Here is a 21,411-nt window from a genome sequence, read left to right on the forward strand (position 1 = left end):
GCGATCAGCGGTGGGCGGCGCGCCGGTGGTGCAGTTCGCCGCAGGTCATGCAGCGCGGGATGCGGCGGCGGGCCTCGTGCCGGATCTCGTCGACGACGAGCACGGCAAGACCGGCCGCGATGCCGATACCGAGCGCGAGCAGCCCGTAGAGGACGGTCAACGGGCCTCCTTCGCGGCGCGGGCCGGGCAGGGCCCGAGCTGGGCGAGGCCGACCATCGTCCCGACGGCGCCGCCGGCCTGGCGTGCCGCATCGAGCGCGGAAGCGATCTCCGCCCTCTGGCTGTCGTTCTGGGGGTGGGCGAAGAAGCAGCGGCACGCGTCCGGCTGCCGGGACTCCCCTGTCTGTGCGGTGCACGGTCCGGGGCGGTCCATCAGGACATCGCCTGCCCCTCGTCGGCGACGAAGACGGTGAGGACCGAGCCGTTCGCGTCCCAGATCCTGAGCGGCCAATCCGTCGAGTCCGACTGGTAGATGAGGCGCCAGCCCGCTTCGTGCTCGATCCGGTGCGTCAGCTGGCCGTACTCCCTGACGGCCTCCTCCCGGCTGGAGAAGAGGTCCGGGCCCTGCATGGAGTGGGGCGTGTGCGTCTCGGACGCGCCCACGGTCCGGATGGAGAACAGGTCGATGACCGGAGGTGCGAGGCGGCGGGCGGCGGTGAACGCGGCGATCGCGGTGATCAGGGGGACGACGTTGTTGCGGTGCTCGGCCTGGGGACCGTCGGGAGTCGAGTCGTAGATCAGCTCGTCGACGGTCGGGGTGTCGCGGTGGGCTCGCCGGACGAGGAAGCCCTCGGTCTCAGACGGGTCCAGCGAGAGGGACCCGGTCGAGGCGATCCACAGGTGGGAGCCGTCGGTCAGCTCGGCGGTGATGCCGAACTCTCCTCCGCTGATCTCGACATCGGTGATCAGCGGGATGCGGCGCAGGCCGCTAATCAGCGGCTCATAGGCGTTCCACAGCCGCACCCACAGCGGGTCCGCGAGGTTGCGGTGTTTGGGCAGAGGTGCGATCAGGGGGTTGTCGGACACGATCTCTCCAAGAGGTCAGAACTCAACAGTACAGAGTTGGGATCTATTTCGGTACGAGTTGAACGACTGGGCTACGGGGCGGCGGGGCGGCGGGTGCCTTCTCGCGCCTTGCGCTCCATCGCGGCCAGGGCGGCGAGTTCGTCAGCTCGGGCCCTGGCGGTGTCCGCGATCGCCTGGGCGGCGCCGGCGACCCCCCGGGCCTGCATGAGGGCACGGTGACTAATGCGCGGATCGAGGGCGACCCGCGCACCCCCCATGTCGACGAGGAGGTCGCCTACAACCCTGTCCCGGGCGAGTCCGGCGCAGTCGCAACCGCCGGAGCATCGGGCCTCCTCCGCCGCGTCACCGAGGTCGGCGATGAGGATGAGGGCGTCGCCGACGCCCTCGGGGTCCTCGCGGTACAGGTCCGCCAGCGTGCGCAGATGGGCGCGGACGGAGGCACTGTCATCCAGGACCAGGATCCCGTGGACCTCCGTGCGGAGGATGGGCAGCTGGATCATGTCGTCCTTCCAGTCTCGGAGGGGCTCCCCCTCCTCTTGCTTCTATTCTATATGCATTGGCTGGGATGTCCATATTTCTGCCGGATTTTTCGGCTACCGCTTCTGGCGCCTAAGCTCCTTGAACCTGCGTGCAGCAGCACGAGCCTCCTCGCGCGCCCGGGCCTCGTTCTCCACCTGCTGCTCGGTCCGTTCGAGTCGACTGGCGGCCCCGTCCTTCCACTCCTCCCAGAAGCGTCCGTTCGCCTGCCGCTCCTCCTGCTTGACCTTCTCCCGCTCCCGTACCCGCCCTGCGCGCGGGTTGGTGCCACAGCCACGGCAAGAGGCAGCAGGGCGCCCCCTGTGCCTCTCGCAGCCCTGCTGGGGCCCCTCGGGATCCCGTTCGGGTGTGTCAGCAGCAGGCGGAGCAGGCTCCCCTACGGCGTCAGCTGTGGGGGGAGGGGGGAAAGGAAGGACAGAGGAAGGACCAGGAAAGGGAGGGGTTCCCTCTGTGGAACCCAGTGGGTTCCCCCCGTGGAACTCATCGGGTTCCACCGATGGAACCCTGCCCTCGCGAGCAGCAGGGTTCCCCTCGTGGAACCCTGCCTCCTCACCAGGGTTCCCCCCGTGGAACCCTGGCTCCACAGGGGCAGATGCCTTCCTCTGACGACGCTCGGCCTCCCGCTTCTCGACGTCCTGATAGGTCATGGCCGGCTTGGCGGGCGCGGGCCGCGACACCCCCGGGCGCGCCATGCGCGCGTTCTTGGGGGCCGCCTTGCGCGCCTCAGCGGCGGCCTTGAGCTCTGGCGTGGTCGGCGTGGGGGGCACGCCGAGCGGGAAAACCCGGTAGACCGCAGCGCGCCCCACCTTCCCCGTCTCCACGCGCTCGACCAGGCCCTTGGCGATCAGCTCGGTCACGATGGTGATGGCCCGCTTGTCGGTCACCCCGACCCACGCCGCGAGGCGCGTCAGGCCGGGGCGCGCAAGGCGCGTCTCGTCGTCGGCGGAGTCCGCGATTTTCATCAGGGCGAGCTTCTGGCCTTGGGTGACGACTTCGGGTGGCAGGTAGGAAGCAGCGATCATCAGCTGGATGGACACGGCACGGCTTTCCTCGTACGGCGGCGGGAGGACGGGTTGCCCCGCCCGGTCGGTGCCAGGCGGGGCTCAAGAGGCGTTGCTCGTACGTCAGGCGGGCCCAACGCTGATGACGCGGGGCGTCTTCCGCCCCGACTTCCGCCTGGGCACAGGCAGCCCGGCCGCAGTGAGGTTCCTGATCATCCGGTTGGCGTCCGGGACCATCGGTACCGGCAGGTCCGCGGTCTCATGCAGGTCGACCATGGCCTCCAGGTCGTCTTCCTCAGCGTCGTTGTTGCCGCCCCAGGAAAGCCGGTTGGGCCCGTATATCCCTTCCGGTGACCGGTCGAGCTTCTTGCGGGCGAGCGCCTTGATCCGGTTCCCCTCCGTCACGAGCTCGTGCCCCTTCACGTAGTCGATCAGGGCCTGCTCGCGGTCGGCGTCGTTGTGGATGAGCGCCGTCTGCGCCGGCGCGCCCGGCTCGACCTCGGGCCAGCAAAGGGACTGGAAGGGGCAGTAGTCGCAGATGAGGTCCAGCCCCGGCCCGTTGAAGTCGCGCGGCATCTGCTCCGGGTCAGTGGTCTCGCGTACGCGCTCGACCCACCATGCGGCCTCCGCCGCCCGCTGGAGGTCGAAGTCGATCTCCTGAACGTGCTCGGCGCCGGAGTCACGGTTGATGAAGCGGAAGCGGATGCGGCCGATCTCCAGCGGCCCAAGCCGGGCGAGATACCGCTGGCCGGGAACGTCCTCGAAGCCCACCTCGGCGAGCGCGCCGGCGTACAGAAAGACCTGGCGCAGCTCGGCGGCCGTGGCTCCGTAGCGGCGGACCCTGTCCCATAGGTAGGTGGACTTTGTCTTGACGTCTTCCACGGTCAGGACGTCGGCCGCGACCGCGGGGCGATGGCGGGCGGGCAGCCGCGCGGCGGTCGCCTCGTCGAGCTGCACGACGTCGATGTGCCCCCGGATGCGGCTGTCCTGGATGCTGCGCTCGACGAGCCACCCGTACTCGGTGCGGGCCGACTCCAGGAGGCCGTGGTGGATGTAGGTACCGAGGATCGCGGCGCGCTTCTCGGACTCGTCGGTCGGGGCGACACCGTGCAGGATGTAGGCGGCCCGGCGTCCGCACACGGTGTCGGACGCTCCCAGCTGGGTCTGGAGGGAGCGAGGACGGCGAGCGTCGACATCGTGGGCCGCGTCCCATATGGAGGGCGCGGCGGTCCCAGGAAGAGTTGCTACGGACATGAGGGGATCTCCAAGGTGCAGGTCGAGGGGGGTCACTGCTCGGCGTCCGCGTCTTGCTCGGCTGCCTTCCGGCGGGCGGCGGCGCGGAGCTTTTCGGCATCAGACAAGGGGCCTTCACCCATGCCGGAGCGGGGGTTGTCCAGCTCGGCGGCCCGCCGCTCAGCGGCGGCTCGGATGGTGAGGATCTCCTCGCGGCCGAGCCGGTTGGCCTGCTCCGGGACGGCCCGCCACAGGGCTTGGAGAGAGTCCTTGTCCGTCAGCTCCTCGATGCGGTTCAGCCAGGGCTGTACGAGATCGCCGGCCAGGGCGGGCATGACCCGGGGCTGAGACTCGACGGAGCAGCCGAGCCGGTTGAAGACCAGGTCCTCGATGCTGAAGTCCTGCAAGGTGACGGGCTTTCCGCGCTGAACCTGGACTCGCAGGGAGCGGACCTTGATCACCTGCGGGTCGGCGTCGCGCTTCATACGGATCCAGCAGGTGGCGTCGAAGCCGAGGTCCTTCTGCGCTGCGACCTTCCACTCGGTCTTGTTCCGGACCGGCTGGCCGTTGTCGTCGGTCGCGCTGACTTCCTTGCCGCGCGCAAGGACGATGGCGATGCCGGGCAGGGTACGCAGCAGGTAGACCACCCTGTTCCACCGTTCGAGGGCGTCATTCCACAGATTGCGGCCGATGTCGTATGCGGCGTCTGGGTCGTCCTGGAGGAGCTTCCGGTTCTTAGTGGTCCGCCGACCGCGCTCGTAGGTCCAATTCGTCAGCATCCGCCACAGGGCGGAGCCCGAGTCGATGACGAGGACCACCGGCGGCTCCCCGGCCGCTGCCGCGCGGCGGGCTTCGGCATGGACGGCCTCTACCTGCTCGAGGATGTCGCGGTAAGTCCCGTCGTGCTCGATGATCAGGTAGTCCGCCCCTTCGATGGCCGCGTACTCGTCGGCGCTGCCCTCGTCGAGGTCGATCCAGTACATCTGGCCGATACGGTCACTGCTGGAGAACTGGGCCGCCGAGTAGGTCTTGCCGGCGCCTTCTTCGCCCTCGATGAGGAGAAGCGGCCATGGGACGATCCCGGTCGGCTTCCGGGTCTTGATCTTGATGCCGGGCGCCTTGGTGGCGCCCATTGGTGCGGTCACGATCTGTCTCCAAGAGGTCGTGTAGTTCAGTCCGCACGCAGGGCGCGGACCTCGAAAAGCGGGGCCCACTCCGGGTGGGCGTCCAGGAGGAGCCGGACGTACCGGCTCCTGAAGGAGTTGTTCAGCGCGAACTCGTCGCCGTGGGTGGCCGCGCCGTACTGGTAGCGCAGGAGCTCGAAGAGCATCCCGATGCCGATACGGCCGAACCCCTTATCCACGCAGTCGGCAGTAAGCCGCTCCAGCGCCTTGGCGACCCAGGGGTTGAAGGCGTGGAACGCCTCGAACCGCTCTTGAATCGACCCGGTGTCGGAGGGACGGCGAACGGGTTGGATGCCGAACAACGTCGGCTGCTCGACCGGCAAGACTCCCCCTCTGGGATAGACCAGCATTCCTGAAGTGTTGGAATCTATCTTTGGGCGGACGAAATGTCGATCAACGAAGACGGCGGCGGCCCTCTGGAGCTACACACGTAACCCTCTCAGCAAATGGAAGCGCACCCCTATAGGCACGCTTCCATTCTATATGCAATTAGAGGTTGAATCAAATCAAATCGCCCCAGATGCAGGCTAGTTGGCGGGCTTACTGGCCGCCCTTCCGCGGGGGACGATCTTGGATCCAGGCCCGTCGTACACCCCAGTGCGCAGGGCCTCCAGGACAGCCTCATCCATGGACCAATCCGCCGTGCGCGCACCGGCCTTGAGGGCGGGCGCCTCTGCGATCACCGGCTCCAGCAGCCAGATCGGGGAGCCGGAGAGCGTGTAGTCGGCAGGGCGCAGCCGGCCGGAGTCCAACGCGTCCCGGAGGAGCGGGCGCGACACTCCGAACAAGGCGGTCAGCTCGGCCTGACCCACCAACGGGGGAAGCTGGCTCACCTCGCTCGCCCAGTAGCCGGGATCCTGCGAGGCGATCAACCTCGCGAGCACGGCGTCGTTGAGGTGCCGCGGGCGCGGCGTCGTCTCGCCGAACCCCTTGGCGAACTGGAGCAGCCAGTACGGGGAGCCGCTGATGATCTTGGCGTACCGGTAGTCGAGCGTGTGGTCCCGGCTGATCCACTGACTGACCTGGAGACGCTTCACCTCGTACAGCTCGGCGAACTCCGCCCCGCCGACCAGATACGGCTTCCTCGCCGCCAGCCCCTGTCCCTCTACCACTTCGCCGCCTCCCGCTCCACCAGCGTATGCATATAGATTGTAACCAGTGAGCGCGGAGTGGCTTTGTTCACGACCCGTGAAGCACTTTTGCACGACTCTCGCAGGCACCCACCGCAGTGGGACGTCGATGTTCGACGAAAACGGAAGACAGTACGCCGCAGCGGCCTGCCGCAGCGAGGGCGTCTCACGCGTCGGCTTCTGCCTCCTCGTCTGCATTGGTTTCGTCCTCGATCAGCCCGTACGGCGGACGGTCCTCATTGCGGCTGTAGCGCACCACCACGCTGCCTTCCACCAGCGGTGGCGGACTGTTGTCGGCGATGATGAGCTGTGCTCGGCTACCGCGTTCCGCGAGCCAGAGGGAGAGGTGTTGGTAGAAGTCGTCGATGGCGACGGCGTCCGCGATCACGGCATCGAGGGTGCCACCGTGGCCGAGGTTCTTCTGGGGGCTGTCGATCATGAGGAACCCCGGGTGCGCGGCTCCCGCTTCGACAGCGATTTCGAAGACCGCCAACTGCCAGGCCAGGGTCAGTAGGGTCCGGGCGCCGGACGAGGCTTCCTGGTACGGCTCGCCGCGCACGAAGGGGGTGAGGTCGGTCTTGATGAAGGGCGTACTGACCTTGGGATAGCGCCAAGCTCGCAGGAGCTCGCCGTACCGGCTGCTGATCTTCGCGATGATCCGATCGCGGTCGTGGGAGGCGTCTCCGAGCCGTGCGAGTTCCTCGCGGAGACGGGCAATCTGAGCTTCGTGGCGTTCCACGGCGTCGGCCCGTTTGGCAAGTCCTTCGCGGAGTTTGACCGCGCTCTCGGCCTGTTCGAGTTGGCGCAGGACCTGTTCGCGCCTTCGGTGGAGGTCGTCGCGAGCGGCCAGGAACGGCGAGACGGAAGGCGACGTCGCGGCGTCCAGCGCGGCGGCGGCTTCCTCTTCCCGGATGGCCGCCTCTTCCGCCCGAAGTTTGAGTGCGGCAAGCGAGGCGCCGAGCTCATCGATGTAGGTGGTGATCTCCTTGAGGCGGGCCTTGGTGGACCGAGTCTCGGCGGCGACGTCCACCCGGTTGTCCCCGGCCTGGCTACCGGTGTCGGCAGCGCCTAGGACCAACGTCCCCTCTGCTCCTGCCAGTTCATGGCGACAAAGGCTGCAGCGTCCGTTGTCGGCGGCGGGGGGAGCCGACAGCCGGTTCAGGCAGGCGGGACAGGTGGTGACGCTCAGGGGGTCAAAGATCTGCTGTGCTTCGCCGAGCATGCCGAGCTTGAGGAGATCGTCGGCGTACTGTGCCCGGAGAGGCATTAGGCGTTGGATCTGCGTTTCGCAGTCTCGCAGGACCGCTGCCGCCCGTTGCGAAGTCTGGGCCGCCTTCTTGTGCCGTTGGCGCAGCTGGGCCGCGAATTCCGTTCCCGCCCGCGCCCGGCGGTCCAACTCTGTGAGCTGGCCTGTGATGTCAACTAGCTCCTGTTCGTGGACCGCAGGTGTGGGTTCACCGTCCAGCGCGGTCGGAGCCTGTTCCACGACGAAGGTGCGGGCTGCTGCGAGTTCGGCTTTGGCCCGGTTGAGCCGGCCACCGAGTTCCTGGATGCGCTGGCCGAGTTCGACGGCGCGGTCGTCGTGGACACCGAAGGTTACGTCGACGACCTGCCGCAATTTGTGCTTGCGCATGTAGTCGTTCTCGAAGAGGAAGTTCTTGTCCGCGACGCGTTCGTTGGGCAGGAAGGCAAGCCACATCAAGTCGCGGAAGCTGAGCGGGTCAGTGCGGGATTCACTCTTGGTGGGCGCTTCGCGCAGCTGGACACCTTCAAGCTTGCAGTGGCTCAGGAGGAGGGAGGACAGGCTTTCCTGTGCCCCGGGCGGGTCGATGGGCCTGCTCTCGGCCCTGGATGTGGGCCTGCTGTCGAGCGTTCCGCGGCGTACGAAGGCGACCTTCGAGGGCTCTCCGACCGAACGCTCAATCACGTGTGGCTCGCCGGAGAGCTCGACCTCCAGGAGGCATGAACGGACTCTTCGCAGCACCTCCTGGTGACGGGGGTGCCGTTTTGCTCCGAGCCCGTAGGCGATGAACTCCAGAACCGCCGTCTTGCCTGAGCTGAACGCCCCGGCGATGACGGAGAGGTTCCGTACCCGTTGTTCGGCGGTGAAATCGACATCGTAGGACCGCTCCATGCCGACCAGGCGCAGATGGCGGATCCGGATGCCGGGAAGCGGCTCCATGGTGATCATCCCTCCCAGGATGTTTCCAGCAACGGGCCTGGCCCCAGGACGCTCATGAGGGCAGCCGTGGGGCCGTCGGGTCCGTCCGGCCTGAGCCACCGTGCGGTCTGCTCGCGAAGCCTTTTGTCGCTGAGTTTGCGGAGCTGGCGGACGACGATGTCGGCGGCGGTAGCAAAGGAGGTGGCGTAGGTGGCAGTGAACTGCCCGCCGAGCTCCTGACCGGCCTCGGTGATTGAGTAGGTGAAGGAACCATTGCGATTTCGGACCCGGCAACACCCATAGGCCACCAGGAGCGACAGGTCGTGCTGGATCCGTTCTCGCCGGCTCGTGAATCGCTGTGAGGAGGACGCGTAGGCGAGGACCTGCGGGTCGAATCCGGCCAGCCGTAGGAGGCTGGCGTCCCTGCCCTCAGAGGGAACTACGAGGAAGGGGTTCGCGGAGAGAAAGTCGTAATATCCGAGACGTTCCAGGGTCGCCCCGTTCGCGTCTTGTGCGGCGACGGCGTCGAGGAGCAGCAGCAGTTGTGCGAGGCGGAAAGGTACTTCGTCCTCGGGCATCACAACCGGCCGGTCTGCTTGCACGGCATGCTCCTCATCAGTGGTCGAGCGGTACGGACGGTCGTGAGATCTCAGTCGCCGGCGTGACCACTCGCGATCTGTCGCCAGTGCGTGACCCACCCTGCCCGACGGTTGTCAACCAGCCTGTGGACTAGACCCCAGCTGTGCGTCACCTCCAGACGCAGCACCTTGGGCAGTTTGTCGTGCTCTCCGCGCACCTCGCGCCATACCCGGCCGTGCAGGGCTGTGAGGGTGCCCTCTGCCGAGCACTCGTTGAACTGCATCTCCCACACCCCGTGAAGGGTGGCGTCAGCGGAGCTCAGTGCGGCAACCTCAGCCGGCACACCCTTGTGTGCGACTTCGCGTGCCACCAGGTCAGCGTTGAAGAACTGCCGCTTCGCCGAGTCCAGTTCGATGTGACCAGCCTCGGTCATCTGGCGCACGAACAGGGCTGAGTCGAGCGCCGCCGCCTTCTCCTCCTCCATATCCAGCACGAGGCGCATCTGCTCCTCGGCGGGAGCGGCGGGTGCCGTGAACGGTTCGTAATAGGCGCGGCGTACCTGGTCACCTTCGGGGCTCTGCAGCTTCTGCAGGAGTTTGGTCTCGTCCCACAGCTCGATGACGAGGCTGTGCGCCCGCTCCTGCCGCTTCTTCCAGCCGTCCCACCAGTCGGCTGTCGGACCGTCCATGCTCGAGGGGATGCACAGGATCCACAGCGTGATGGTGTGACCGTTGGCAGCTGCGGCTTTCAGCGCGTTCGCGAGTGATTTGCGAATCTGCTGCGACTGGCTGATCGTGGTCTTCGGCATGAAGTACTTGGACTGCCACACAGTGATGGCACCGCCGAGGTCACCGGCGAAAGCGTCGATCCCCCAGTCGCCCGGATTCGCAGCGATCATCCGGACGTTCGGATTGGTCGCACTGGCGAGCTGCGCGAGCATCTGCTCGAAGTCTGCCCGCGCCCCGTCCGCGCTTCCGGTCCGCAGTTCGTGCACTCCGAAATGAATGGGCGGAACACCAGCTGCCACCGGCATGGAGTTGTCCAAAGCACACCCCCGCATCCCGCAGGCAGCCCGAGCGAACCGCGTTCAGCGAGCTGTCCACCCTGCGCCACCCACAGTAACGGTCGTCAGCGTACGTGTTACGAGATCACTCGATCAAGATGTTGGCGTTCGGCAGTGGCACGATGGATCGGGGCTGGCGTGCTGAGGCAGCGGCAACCCACTCGCCCCATTGGGCGAGATCATCACCCCCGCCAGTCGACAGGGACGCCCGTCTACGCCCTGCTTGCCCGACAGTTCGACGCGCGGTACCAGTCCGCCTGCCCCAGCAGATAGGGCCAAAAAATCGCCAAGGCGCTCACCCTCACGACTGGGTTCGATTCAAGCAACTCGATTGGATGTCAGAGGACAGGAGACTTGGGCCCGCCTACAGGAGCAGTAGAGTGGGTATCTCCAAGAGGTCGAAGGCCCCCGTCGTAAGACGGGGGCCTTCTTCCTTGCAGGAGCACCGAGGTGTCAGAGCCCGCAGATCAGGCTCGCGGCAGAGGCACCGGGGCGGTCTCGTACTGCGGGGGACGGGCGTACCCCAGCAGCCATCCGAAGCTTGGCGACAGGTGGGTCTCGGCCAGGCGGATGGCACCGTAGTAGAGGAAGGCCGCGAGGGGCGTGAGAACCTCGGTGAGCGCGGACGCGTTGAGGTCGAGGCCGTAGCGCAGGGCGAAGGCGACGATCGCGCCGGCGATGGCCGGAACGCCCGTGCGCAGGAGGGACACGTACAGGTCCACGGGAAGCTGTCTCCTTGATCGTGTTGATGAGGTCAGGCGAAGAGCCGACGCCACGTCTCGGGGCCCGGCAGCCCGTCGGCGTCCGTACCGCTCCACCCCTGGGCGCGCTGGAAGGAGGCGACATTCAGCCGGTCCGCCTCGCCCCAGTCGCGGCTCGGACCGACGCGGTAGTGCTTGCCGAAGCCCCGGCGGACGAGCTGCTGCCCCAGCAGGAGGATCGAGCCGTTCGACTTGCCGGGGCCGAAGGCACCCCGCCCGGGAAAGCGGGGCGGACCCGGCTTGGGGGCCGGCGATCCGCCCGCGGGCCACTTCGGCATCGGGCCCGGGTCCGTGTGCGTGTTCTCAGGCGTCTGGCTGTGCCCGTAGTGTCCGCCGCGGGTCTCCCAGACGTCCTCGTTGCGGTTCGCGGACCACGAGGGAGAGCCCATCGGCCAGCCGTCGGGAACACCCCAACTACGGGCCCAGGCCAGAATCTTGTCCAGCCCCTTGGCCGGGGTGTTCCGGACGGTCGCGTACGACTTCCCGTTGACGCGGCAGTGCGGGAAGAAGAGCGTCTCGACCTGGAGGCAGACCTTCCCGGTGCGGTTCGTCCGCGTGCCGCCAGCGAGGTCCACAACCGACTTCGACCGGCTGTTGGCCGGGTAGAACTGGGCGATTCGGCCCGTGAAGGGGTCCCAGAGCAGGTGGGGGGCCGAGCTGCGTCCGGCGCCGGTGAAGTACGCCACGAGCCGGTCGAACGGGACCAGGTCGGCCGGGCGGGCTGAGCTGGCGTTCTTGTCCCAGGTGATGTGCCAGATCACGCGGGGGGCGTACTGGGTGTCGGTCGGTGCCGTGTCGCCGAGCGGGTGCCGCTCGGCACCGGGCAGCCAGAGGTCGGGCATGTGGCGCGTCCTGCTTCTCCCCCGCGCCAGAATGAGTTGTAGGTGGTGTCGTTTGTCCTACGGGCTACCGCGGGCGGCGAGTACCAGCTGCAGCACGGTCAGCAGCACCGGGGCAATGAACGCAGATACGACGAGGCGCCGGTTCGTGGTCGCCTGCTCCCGGTCCTGGCTACGCTCCCGCTTCACGTCCTCAAGCTCTCGTTCGAGGGAGTCGATCCGTTGAACGAGGTTGCGCTGGTCGGCTCGGTAGACGTCCACGGTGACCACCTCGTTGAGCCGGTTCGCCAGGGCGGCGATGTCGCCGCGCAGATCGTCGCGGAGCTGTGCGAGGTCGTCGCGCTGGTCTTCCCGCAGCTGGACGACGGCACGGTGCAGCTCCCACAACGTGGGCTCCGCACCCGGCGGGATGCTCACCGCGAACTCCTTGCGATCGGTGGCCCCGCGCCACACCCCGATCATAAAGGGGAACCCGAAAAACTCCGGCTCGCTTCGGCCTGCATCAGTCCAGCGGGTAGCGGATGCTGCTCAGGTTCACGTGCGCCGTCCCGGTCGTCAGCGCCGTGACCGCAGCAGCGGTGACATTCGTCAAGCTGAGGACCCCCGTAGTCGGGTTGAGGTTCAAGAAGGCCGCCGCCCCGGACGAAACGAGGACCTGGAACTGCTGCGTGTAGCTGACCTTCGGCCGGGCAGCAGGCGGAAGAATCGCGACGATCTCGCTCGGTCCGACAGCGTCCTTGGATATCCGCTTGAGCACCCCGCGCAGCCCTACGGTCTTGTCGGGGAAGACCTTGTAGGCGGCCCGGTCCCAGGTTCCCCCGTACTGAACCCATCCCGATCCAATCGTGGGCTCTCGCCAGACCTCGTTGTACCTGCTGATCCATCCGTCAGAGTCGACCGCGAGCATGCCGCCGATGTAGACCGGCGCGGCACCACTCAGATTCTCAGCCTTGATGTCATTGCCCTCGATGACGAGGTGAGATCGGACGGTGTCACCGATCGCGACAGACCCCGCCTCGATGATCGCCTTGGTGGCCACCAACTCCAGGTATGACGTGTCAGGCTCCGACCACATGGTGATCGCAGAGCTCGGCCAAGTCGGCTCGGAAGCCATCGCCTTCATGGCGCCGTCCGTCGCGCCCGGCGCGCGCAGCACGGCCGACTGCAGCCGCAACGTGGACCTGTTGCTGCTGGCGTCGTACACCGAGTACACGGCCGCTGGCTCGATCTCGGCCGCCGAACCCGACGGCAGCTGGACCCGACCGGACGCCGGCGTCGTATCGCTGGCAGGCACAGACGTGATCTCCACACGGCTGCCCGAGTCGGCAGTGCGCAGGGTGGCGCCGTTGATCTCCGCGCCGATGACCTTGATGCCCGTGACCGTCTTGCCGTTGAGTGCATCGGCCTTGATCATGTCGGCCGTGATAACGCCGGCCGTTAGGAGGGTGACCCGGACACTGTTGACGTCCATGTGTTCGCCGGTGAGGGTCCGGAACTTCACCTCTCGGCCGGTGATGCTCTGGGCGACGATCTTCTCGCCGGTGATGGAGTCGGCGGCCAGCTCAGTGGTTCCGATGGATCCCGCCAGGACCATGCCGGCAGTGACGACCGTGCGGACTTCGCCGTTGTCGAAGGACAGGCTCCCCTGGCTGGCCTGGACGGCTTCGGCCCACACCTCGGCGCGTACCGTGTTGGCCGGTGCCTGGGCCTGCCCGGTCATCCGTGTCCATGCGGTGCCGGCTGCCGTCGGCCGCTCGACGGCATCCACCCCGATCGTGGCGCCGCTCGGGTCGCACCAGCGCAGGGAGAGGCGCGCGGCAAGGCCCGACCAGTCCGCGCTGGTCCGGTAGTCCACCGCGAGGAAGAACCGGTCGCCCGGGGAGGCGGGCAGGACTGCGAGCTGCTGACCGCGGGTGGTCGGCAGGTCGGCGCTGGCGATCACCGTCAGGCATCGGGCCGAGTTATTGCCCGGTCCCGTCAGCTGCCAGTCGGGACGGTCGGCGATCAGCTTCTCCGAGTACGCGCCCTCGAATCCTCCGTCTGGCAGCAGGTTGCTGGTTCCGATGGCGAGGCGATCGGCGTCGACGGCCCCGACCGCGATCTTGGCGCGGCTGACTGCGGCGTCCGCGAGCGCCAGCTCGCCCACGATGCCGTCGAGTACCGCTTCGGAGACGACCGGCATTCGGCCCAGAGGCCCCGCCATCGGGGAGGGCGGGGACGCGGTGCCGGAGGTGTTGCGCGCTACGAGGCAGACGTACTGGGGCGTCTCGGCCTGAACGGTGAAGGTGCCGCCCTGTGGGGACTCGATGGTCGCGCGCAGGGTCGACGGGTTCGGCGTGAAGGGTACTTCTGCTGTGTGAATCTCCAGCCGGGCCCAGTCCAATGGTGTGGCGCCTCCGTCGAGGAACCGGCCGTCCCAGCCCACAGTGACGCCCCCGATCGAGGGCACCAGCGTTGGCGCGACCGGCTGCGGAGGCGGCGGCCCGTTGATGACGGTCAGGCCGGTCGTGCCGTCTGGCTGCTGGCCGATGATCGCGCGCAGCGACCCGTCCCCGTCGAAGACGCTGATCGCTCCATCCTCGATGGAGGAGTAGGCGAGCTGCGCCGTCCGGCTCGTGCTGTCGAGTCTCCGCTCCACGCCGGCGAGGCGAGCGGCGAGGGCGGCTATGGGGTTGCTCATGTTCACGCTCCGTAGGTGAATCTGTCCGCCCGCGCCAATTGCACCGTGACCTGCTCCGGCCCGGCCTCGGACGGCGGCTTGAGGAGCCAGCCGGTGATCCGAGCCCAACCGTCGTACTGCGTCCACTCGTCGCTCAGGCGCACCCGCACGTCGTCGCCGATCTGGAAGGAGCCGATGCGCGCCGCAGGGTGGTCCCGGAGCACGACCTCGGTGACCTCTCCGATGACCGACCGGCCCACGCGCTCGGTGCGGGCACGCGCGGCAAGTCGATCGGTGGACTTCTCGTCCGGAAGTTCAAGCACGTGCTCCAGGCGCAGCCGCCCGTTCCTGGCCGCGTCCACGGCGCGCCGCCGGGAACGTCCCTCGCCCGCGCCGAGGCCGATGATCACCTGGGCGTAGCTGTCGGCGTCGTACTGCACCGGCACCGAGGAGGCGATGTTGATGCCCGAGGTGAAGGTAATGTCCTGCCGTCTGGTGCCAAGGCGCGGCCAGCCGATGCGAATGCGCTGGGTCGGAGAGCTGCCTGACCAGGCGACCGCCTCGGTCCACTCCGGACCGCCGGCGACTGCCACCATGTCGTCAACGACCTTCCCCAGGGGTGGCGCCTCCCACCACGGCGTGGAGTACGGGTCGGCGGGGGTGCCGACCGTGACCCGGGACGTAGTGCCGTCCACTGCGACGCGGACGTTTCCGTCGGGCTGGGCTTGGCAGTACGCCCACGTGTCCCGGATGACGCGGCAGGGGTCGGCATGCACCCACGGGCCTCGCCCGCCCAGGTTTCCGTGAGTGTCCGTCCGCTTGGTGAGGTAGGACCCGAAGCCGCTGGCCTCCAGGCGGAGCTTTTGCCCCTCAGGCTCGGCTCGCCAGATGAGCCCTCCCCACAGCAGCGTCCGATCCCGCTCGACGTAGATCGCCGTCGTCCCAGGGTCCACCTGGGAGGGCATGAGATTGGCCAGTCTCGGCTCGATGACTCCGGTGAAGGAGCCTGGCCCGCACAGTTCCGGTCCGAACTCGACTTCGGACAGCGGTAGATCCCAGGCCAGGGTCTGGCCGGTGAGGGCGTGCGTGGTGAGGAAGCGGTACGCCATTAGATGACGCCCTCGTTGAATTCGACGTCGCAGATGAGCGAAGTGGCGCCGTCGACGGTGAGGTTGCCGGTTTCCACCTTCGACATGTAGGTCTGCACGTACAGGATCTGGTTCGTACCGCGCATGGCGGCTGGGACTCCCAGGCTGTCGGCGAGGATGACGGTTGTCCTCCGCACGTTCTTGCCTTGGTCGTCGTCGATGACGGTGTCCTGACCCTGGATTGGGCCGATGACCTGCTGCATCGACGCGTAAACGTCGGCGGTATCCATGCGGAGGCCTGCGAAGGTCGTGATCGCCTTGAGGTTGACGGCCCAGTCGGGCACGGGGATGGTCCACCGTGCTGCTGGCGGCCACGTGTGGTACCGGTTGTCCGAGTAGGTGAGCTTCTGGGGGCTGCCCGGGAATGCGGTGTAGAGGCGTCGCTCCCGCCGGGGGTTGGCGATGCGCCGCAGGTCCTTGACCATGGCGTCCGTGATGGTCGCCGTGTTCGGTGGGATGTCGATTCGGGCCAGAGGTATCGCGGTCATCCCGGCCGGTGCCGCCGTCGCGGTCGACCCGACGTTGGGGACGACGTGGAAGTACCCGATGTCGTCTGCGGCCGGATCACGGTTGCCCTCGTACTCGGGGTCCTCGACACGGTGCAGCAACAGGTCCGAGCGCGCCGACGCGCCCGTGGGGGCGATGGGAACGATGGAGTCGCCCACGTTGTACTGGGTGTAGGCGCCCTGGCCCCACGACGCGCCCCGGATGATGGACGAGCCGTCCCCGACGCGTACGGCGGAGCCCGGCGTCGAGAGTTGCCTGACCTTGAGGTCGTTGGCCTCGGTGACCCCCTGAGAACCGCGGGCGAGGTCCCTGATCATCATCCGCATCGCGCGGGCAGGGTGCGTTCCGCCGTGGGTGAGCATGGGCGGCTGGATCAGTGGCACAGCGGATTCTCCTTACAGGGCGGTCCAAGCCGGCCGCCACGAGACGGTCAGCCGGGTGGTGTTGGTGTAGTCCGTGGCCGTCCACCGGATCTCGCTGCGGCCGGGCGGGATCTGGAAGAGGTCCAGGCGCGAGGCGTTCGAGAGGGCTGCTGCGGCGTTACCCGATCCGTTCCGCAGAACCCACCGGGTTCCGGGGCGGGTTTCGATGTCGATTCGCTCGCCGACGCCGAGGGTGATGCCCAGCTCAAGAACGCGACCACTCTCCACATGCAGGACGCGGGGGTTGCTGACGGGACCGGAGATCCTGATGGACGGCCACGCGCCGACGTCGCCCGAGTTGATGACCCATCCGGGCCTGGTCTCCGGGGTGGCGATACCGGTCGTGATGGGTGCCACGAGCGGGGCCTTGAACCCGCCGCTGCTGTGGCTGATGTCGAGGGGCAGGGTGATGCTGGATATCGAGTCGCCGTGCAGCCGTGGGTCGAGGGCGGTGAATTCGAGGTCCAACGGGATCCACCCGTGTATGGCTTGGGCCGTGGAGACCGCTTCGGCCCGTCGGATGCGGCCGAAGAGGACCTTGGTGTCACGGCCGGGCCAGCGCAGACGCAGCTGCGCGAGGGCCCCGGCCGTACGGCGGATCTTCGCGTTGGCGGCGACTGCTTCGATCTCGGCCAGCTTGTCGAGGGCGGCGGCCGCATCGCCAGGGGCTCGGATCCCGGCCTCGATCCGTACCGTGCGCGGCGCATACAGGTCCACCCCAGGAAAGGCGCCGTCGTCAGAAGGGTTCAGGACGTCCTGGGTCCGCAGCTCGGCGGCGCCGAGACCTTCGACATTGGACACCACCACGGGGGTGCCGTAGCCGATGAGGACGCCCGCGAAGTCGATCTGCCAGTCGGCGAGGAGCATCATCAGAGCCGCCCCCCACGCTGCGCGTTCCGGAGCCGTCGCATGATCTCCCCGGACAGCGCCTGTGGCGACGTATCAGGGCCATGGACTGTGATCGGCATGGACTCCACCAGGGCCTTCGGCTGTTGCTGGACGACTGTGACCTTGATGGCGGCCGCCGGCCGGCCGTCGACGAGCTTCGTCGCGGTCGGTACCACGTCGGCGCTGGACAGGCGCATCCCGAAACGGCGGGCAACGTCCTGGAGGACAGCTAGTGCGCTGCTGCGCTTCGCCGCTCCGAGCGGGATAAAGGCCTCACCCTGCGTCTCAGGCTCGGCGAACCTGACCAGCCCGCCGGAAGTGGCGTACAGGCCGGGCGTGAGGATGCCTCCGTTGGCGTACGACAGGCCCCGCGTGGCCCGGTTCAGGTCGGAGAAGAACCTCGTACCCTTCGCTCCCAGGGCCTTCTTGAGGCGGTCGAGAGCGAGGTTGGCGATCTCGATGATGCGGTCCTCACCAAGGCCGGTGGTGTCGGCTACGGCGTGCAAGCCCGTCGTCTTGCTCTTGACCGCGCTGATGATCGCTATCAGGTCGGGCAGGTCGTCCTCGGGCAGTGTCCGGTTGGCGCCGCGGGCGGCGTCGTTCGCGGCCTTCGCCTTCTTCGGGTCCTTCACCGCTTCCGCAGCGAGGTCAGCCGCGTCCTGGTCGCCCTGCCGGGCCAGGCGGGTGGCGAGGTCACCGAAGCCATTCGCAGCCAGCTTCGAGAGGTTCTGCTCGAAGGTGACCTGGTCTTTCACAGCCTGTCGCAACTGTCCCGTGAATTCCCCCAGGCTCGCCTTGGACGCGGCCTCCAGCTCCCGGATGTTCTTCGCCATCGTCTTGAGGTAGCCGGAACTTCCGGTCGCCATCTTCCGAGTGAGCGCGATCCCCTCCTCGCCCATCTCAGCCAGGGCATCCGCCACGTCTTGTCCAGCACGACGGGCAACGGTGTCGAGGTCCTTTCGCCACCGCTTCGCCGTGGCAACGGACGCGTCCAACTTCTCGGCGAAGATCTTGAGGCTGAAGTTGCCCTTCTTGTCGCGTGAGTCGCCGGCGATCCCCGACAGCGAATAGAGCGTCGCCGGGGTGGAAGGCTGATAGTTGAACCCGCTCAGCCCACCGTCGGCGTGATAAGTCACCTCGCCGCCGAAGCGGCGGGCAACTTCCTCCAAGACGCGCTTGGAACGGCCCCTCTTCGCTCCTGCCAGAGGGATATATGCCTCGCCCTGTGTCTCTGGCTCCGCCCACACTCGCCACGCGCCCGCCGGCGCGATCTGGGCGGTGTGGTCCTCGCGCGAGCTGCGCACGCCGCCGTCCGCGTAAAAGTCGAGCAGTCCACCGTTGGCCTGCTGCACAGGAGCCTGGATGCCGTCAGGGACACCGTTGCCGTCCTTGTCCCACGGGCTGGCCTGAATCTTCGCGAAGAACGGGATGGTCACGGCGGCCGGCTTGTTCACACTGACGGTGATCGTCTTTTGACCGGGTATCCGGCCGACCGAGGCTCCGATCTCGTCGAGCTGTGCCTGTACGGCTGCCATGTCGCCTGACAGCAGTGCCGTGGTCAGGGCGCTCGCCGCCTCGGATCCCTTCGTCTGAGATACGGCCACGATGAGGCTGAGCATCCCCATCCACTCGGAGTTCGACTGGGTTCCGGCCGTACGGAAGGCCGCCACGACCCCCGACAGGTCAGGCGCGTCGATCGGCATGTCCGCGCCGTACAGGTAGCCGAGCTGCGCCCGGATGTTCTCGACGTCACCCTGGAGGAAGGACTGCGCCAGAGAGGTGGACGCCTCCTTGCCGTGCTTAGCGGACACATCCGCCAGGACGCGCATGCCCTGCTCCAACTGTGCGGCCGCAGCCTTGGGCAGCTTCTTGGCGGCCTTCCCCATCTCGGCGACAACCATGGCCTCCATGACCTTCGCGAACTTGCCCGGGTCGTTGGTGGCCGACGCGTCAGCCCACGCTTCGGCGACCTTCCTGCCGTACATGGCGGAGATTGCGGGCAGCTGCTCCAAGCCCGCGCGGAACGCCGACGTCGCCCGCGCGGAGGACTCCTGAATGATCTTCTCCAGCTCGTCGGCGACTTCGCCCTTGCCCTTCTTGAGCTGACCGACGAGCTCCCCCAGGAGGGGCGCCGAATCAGGCCCGAGAGCGGCGAAATGATCGGCCAGGTCGAGGCGACCGTCCGCAGCCAACTCGCCCAGGTTCTTCTGGAACTCGCGCTGCGCCTTGAGCTGCTTGTTCAGCTCCTCCACGTAGTCCGCGAGGGAAGCCTTGGACGCGTCGGCCGACAGGCCCGCCTTCTTGTTCGCCTCGGCGACCTTGTCCTGCGCGGCCTTCCACGCCTTGGCCGGGTCGACGATCGAACCGAGGGCCTTGCCCATCGCCTCCATCTGCTCGGTGAACTTCGGGGACCCGTTCTTATCGGTGGGAAGAGACTGGGTGAGCTCCCAGGCACCGAGCATCTCCCTCCGGTTGGCCTTGATCTTGTTGTTCACGATGGCCATGGAGGCGGCGAGCTCGTTCTCCTTCTTGACCGCGTTCGACCAGACCTCGTGCTGTTCCTCCAAGACCTTCTTGGCCCGGTCGAACCGGATGTCGTACATCCACCCGGTGCTCGTCCTCTCCCAGGACATCGTCTTGCCGAAGTCGAGCTCGTCCTTGAGGCTCTGGAGCTTCGCCCCACCGGAGGTAAGGGCGTCGATGGCCTCCTCCACGCTCAGGCCGGCGTCCTTGAGCTTGTCCAGGTCCCCGCTGTTGGTGAGCTGCTCCGTGAGGGCGCGCAGACCCGCGCCCTGCTCGCCCTCCTCACGCTCACGCCGCAGCGCGTCGACCAGTTCCTCAGTCGCGGCCTTGGCCTTCTGCTTGCTGGCGGAGTACGCGGCGTACACGCCGACGCCGATGGCCATGAGGGTCGTCAGTCCGGCCACAGCCATGCCGGCGCCGGTGAGTACCGCGGGCAGGGCCGAGCCTCCGGCCCGTGCAGCGGCCAGCTGCGTGCGGAAGACGGTGAGCTGGTTCCCGAAGCGAAGGAAGGCGGCCTTCGCCAGTAGAACCGCGGCCGATAGGGCAAGGATGCCGCCCAGGAGTGACTTCACGGGTCCGGGCATGTCGTTGATGGACCCGGCCACGATGTTCAGGACCTCGCCCACGCTCTCCAGAGCAGGCAGCAGGGCCCGTGCCATGGAGATGCCCAGGGCCTGGGCCTGGTTCTGGAACTGCGCCCATTGCCCGGCGGTGGTGTCGAGCTGAATCGCGTACGCCTTCTGGGTGGCTCCGGCCCGCTCAACCTCGATGCTGATGCCCGCGTAGGTGTCCTGGTAGTTCTTGCCCTCCGCAGCCGACAGAGCGAGCGCGGCGCGGACCGCGCGGATGTCCTTCAGCAGCGGAACGAGCTGATCGGCAGAGCCTCCGGTGGCGGTGCGGACCTTCTCCATGACGACATACAGGCCGTCCTGCTCCAGAGCAGCTGCGGCCGACTCGTACCCAAACCCCTTGATCATGTCGACCAGTTCGCGCCCCGGCTTCATCATGCGCGTCATCAGCATGTTGAGCGCGGTGACGGCTTCGGCCGCGGGGATGCCCGTGAGGGTGACGGCGGCGAGCGCCGAGCTGATGTCATCGAACTCGACGCCGGCGGCAGCCGCCATCGGCACGACGTCGCCGAGCTGCTGCGCGAGCTCGTCGAACGAGACGACGCCGTAGTTCACGGTCTGGAACATGACGTCCATAACGTCACTGGCCTGCGAGGCGTCCATGCCGTACGCCTTCAAGACGCCGAGCAGGGCGCGCGCGGAGGTCTCCGTCGTGGTCAGGCCGGCGGCCGCGCCGCGGGCGGCGACCCGGAGGATCGTCATCGCGTCCGCACCGTCGAAGCCCGTCGAGACGACCTGGTACAGACCCTCGGCGAGCTGGGACGCGGACTGCGGGAGCTGCGTGCTCAGCTCGACGATCTGGTCCGTGAAGTTGCTGATGTTGGTGTTGTTGATCTCCTTAGAGATCGTCATCACGTTCGCCATCTGCTTCTCCAGCTCGATGGCGCCCCGGACGCCCATGACGAAAGCGCCGCCGAGGGCCACGCCCATCACGGCGAAGCCCGTGGCCATGGTCCGGCGGGTCTGCTCCGACCTCCCTGCGAGCTGGTTCAGGTCGCTGTCGAGACTGCGCACCTGCCTGCCGAAGGCGGTGACCTGGCCTGCCGCTGTGCGCAGGCCGCCGACCAGGCCGGTGACCCCGGCCTGGACGTGGACGTAGAGGGTGTAGGCCCCGGCCACTGG

The 21,411-nt window shown here is 67.6% G+C and carries 20 protein-coding genes; all 20 read right to left on the reverse strand.

Going from position 1 to position 21,411, the window contains the following annotated elements:
• Nucleotides 1-4: 4 nt before the first annotated feature.
• On the reverse strand, nucleotides 5-160 hold the full coding sequence (locus AC067A_RS10465; protein ID WP_478617325.1) for a hypothetical protein: 156 nt from the start codon (nucleotides 158-160) through the stop codon (nucleotides 5-7).
• Complete coding sequence (locus tag AC067A_RS10470; RefSeq protein WP_478617328.1) at nucleotides 157-372, reverse strand: hypothetical protein; 216 nt, start codon at nucleotides 370-372, stop codon at nucleotides 157-159. The genes AC067A_RS10465 and AC067A_RS10470 overlap by 4 nt, the downstream gene beginning before the upstream one ends.
• Entirely contained in the window at nucleotides 372-1,025 is a 654-nt protein-coding gene (locus AC067A_RS10475; protein ID WP_478617331.1) for a hypothetical protein, read from the reverse strand. The genes AC067A_RS10470 and AC067A_RS10475 overlap by 1 nt, the downstream gene beginning before the upstream one ends.
• Nucleotides 1,026-1,096: 71 nt before the next feature.
• Nucleotides 1,097-1,525 (reverse strand): hypothetical protein, encoded by a 429-nt coding sequence (locus AC067A_RS10480; RefSeq protein WP_478617334.1) that lies wholly within the window; start codon nucleotides 1,523-1,525, stop codon nucleotides 1,097-1,099.
• 93 nt (nucleotides 1,526-1,618) lie between these two features.
• Nucleotides 1,619-2,599, reverse strand: coding sequence for a helix-turn-helix domain-containing protein (locus AC067A_RS10485; protein WP_478617337.1), 981 nt, complete (start codon nucleotides 2,597-2,599; stop codon nucleotides 1,619-1,621).
• 87 nt (nucleotides 2,600-2,686) lie between these two features.
• A complete protein-coding gene (locus tag AC067A_RS10490; protein ID WP_478617340.1) occupies nucleotides 2,687-3,817 on the reverse strand; it encodes a PD-(D/E)XK nuclease family protein in 1,131 nt (376 codons plus the stop codon).
• A 32-nt stretch (nucleotides 3,818-3,849) separates the two neighbouring features.
• Nucleotides 3,850-4,941, reverse strand: a complete 1,092-nt coding sequence (locus AC067A_RS10495) for an AAA family ATPase (RefSeq protein WP_478617343.1) — start codon at nucleotides 4,939-4,941, stop codon at nucleotides 3,850-3,852.
• Nucleotides 4,942-4,967: 26 nt separating this feature from the next.
• Nucleotides 4,968-5,330, reverse strand: coding sequence for a hypothetical protein (locus AC067A_RS10500; RefSeq protein WP_478617346.1), 363 nt, complete (start codon nucleotides 5,328-5,330; stop codon nucleotides 4,968-4,970).
• A gap of 177 nt (nucleotides 5,331-5,507) precedes the next feature.
• Nucleotides 5,508-6,092, reverse strand: coding sequence for a hypothetical protein (locus tag AC067A_RS10505; protein ID WP_478617349.1), 585 nt, complete (start codon nucleotides 6,090-6,092; stop codon nucleotides 5,508-5,510).
• Nucleotides 6,093-6,276: 184 nt separating this feature from the next.
• Nucleotides 6,277-8,301, reverse strand: a complete 2,025-nt coding sequence (locus AC067A_RS10510) for a DNA recombination protein RecN (RefSeq protein WP_478617352.1) — start codon at nucleotides 8,299-8,301, stop codon at nucleotides 6,277-6,279.
• Nucleotides 8,298-8,873 carry an ABC-three component system middle component 2 gene (locus AC067A_RS10515; RefSeq protein WP_478617354.1) on the reverse strand — a complete coding sequence of 192 codons (576 nt, stop codon included), beginning with the start codon at nucleotides 8,871-8,873 and terminating at the stop codon, nucleotides 8,298-8,300. Before AC067A_RS10515 ends, AC067A_RS10510 begins: the two co-directional genes overlap by 4 nt.
• Nucleotides 8,874-8,920: 47 nt before the next feature.
• On the reverse strand, nucleotides 8,921-9,790 hold the full coding sequence (locus tag AC067A_RS10520; protein WP_478617357.1) for a serine/threonine protein kinase: 870 nt from the start codon (nucleotides 9,788-9,790) through the stop codon (nucleotides 8,921-8,923).
• A gap of 590 nt (nucleotides 9,791-10,380) precedes the next feature.
• Entirely contained in the window at nucleotides 10,381-10,635 is a 255-nt protein-coding gene (locus AC067A_RS10525) for a hypothetical protein (protein WP_478617359.1), read from the reverse strand.
• Between the two features lie 32 nt (nucleotides 10,636-10,667).
• Nucleotides 10,668-11,516: a peptidoglycan-binding protein gene (locus AC067A_RS10530; RefSeq protein ID WP_478617361.1), complete on the reverse strand. Its 849-nt coding sequence runs from the start codon at nucleotides 11,514-11,516 to the stop codon at nucleotides 10,668-10,670.
• Between the two features lie 57 nt (nucleotides 11,517-11,573).
• Nucleotides 11,574-11,930, reverse strand: coding sequence for a hypothetical protein (locus AC067A_RS10535; protein WP_471292741.1), 357 nt, complete (start codon nucleotides 11,928-11,930; stop codon nucleotides 11,574-11,576).
• Between the two features lie 85 nt (nucleotides 11,931-12,015).
• Entirely contained in the window at nucleotides 12,016-14,193 is a 2,178-nt protein-coding gene (locus AC067A_RS10540) for a hypothetical protein (protein ID WP_478617366.1), read from the reverse strand.
• 2 nt (nucleotides 14,194-14,195) lie between these two features.
• The gene (locus AC067A_RS10545) at nucleotides 14,196-15,281 is read right to left on the reverse strand and encodes a hypothetical protein (RefSeq protein ID WP_478617368.1); all 1,086 of its coding nucleotides are present in this window, start codon (nucleotides 15,279-15,281) and stop codon (nucleotides 14,196-14,198) included.
• The gene (locus tag AC067A_RS10550) at nucleotides 15,281-16,210 is read right to left on the reverse strand and encodes a hypothetical protein (protein WP_478617371.1); all 930 of its coding nucleotides are present in this window, start codon (nucleotides 16,208-16,210) and stop codon (nucleotides 15,281-15,283) included. Before AC067A_RS10550 ends, AC067A_RS10545 begins: the two co-directional genes overlap by 1 nt.
• A gap of 12 nt (nucleotides 16,211-16,222) precedes the next feature.
• Nucleotides 16,223-17,119: a phage distal tail protein gene (locus AC067A_RS10555; protein ID WP_478617374.1), complete on the reverse strand. Its 897-nt coding sequence runs from the start codon at nucleotides 17,117-17,119 to the stop codon at nucleotides 16,223-16,225.
• Nucleotides 17,119-21,408 carry a phage tail tape measure protein gene (locus AC067A_RS10560; protein ID WP_478617376.1) on the reverse strand — a complete coding sequence of 1,430 codons (4,290 nt, stop codon included), beginning with the start codon at nucleotides 21,406-21,408 and terminating at the stop codon, nucleotides 17,119-17,121. Before AC067A_RS10560 ends, AC067A_RS10555 begins: the two co-directional genes overlap by 1 nt.
• Nucleotides 21,409-21,411 lie beyond the last annotated feature (3 nt).

Source organism: Streptomyces sp. NPDC043176, assembly GCF_056436715.1.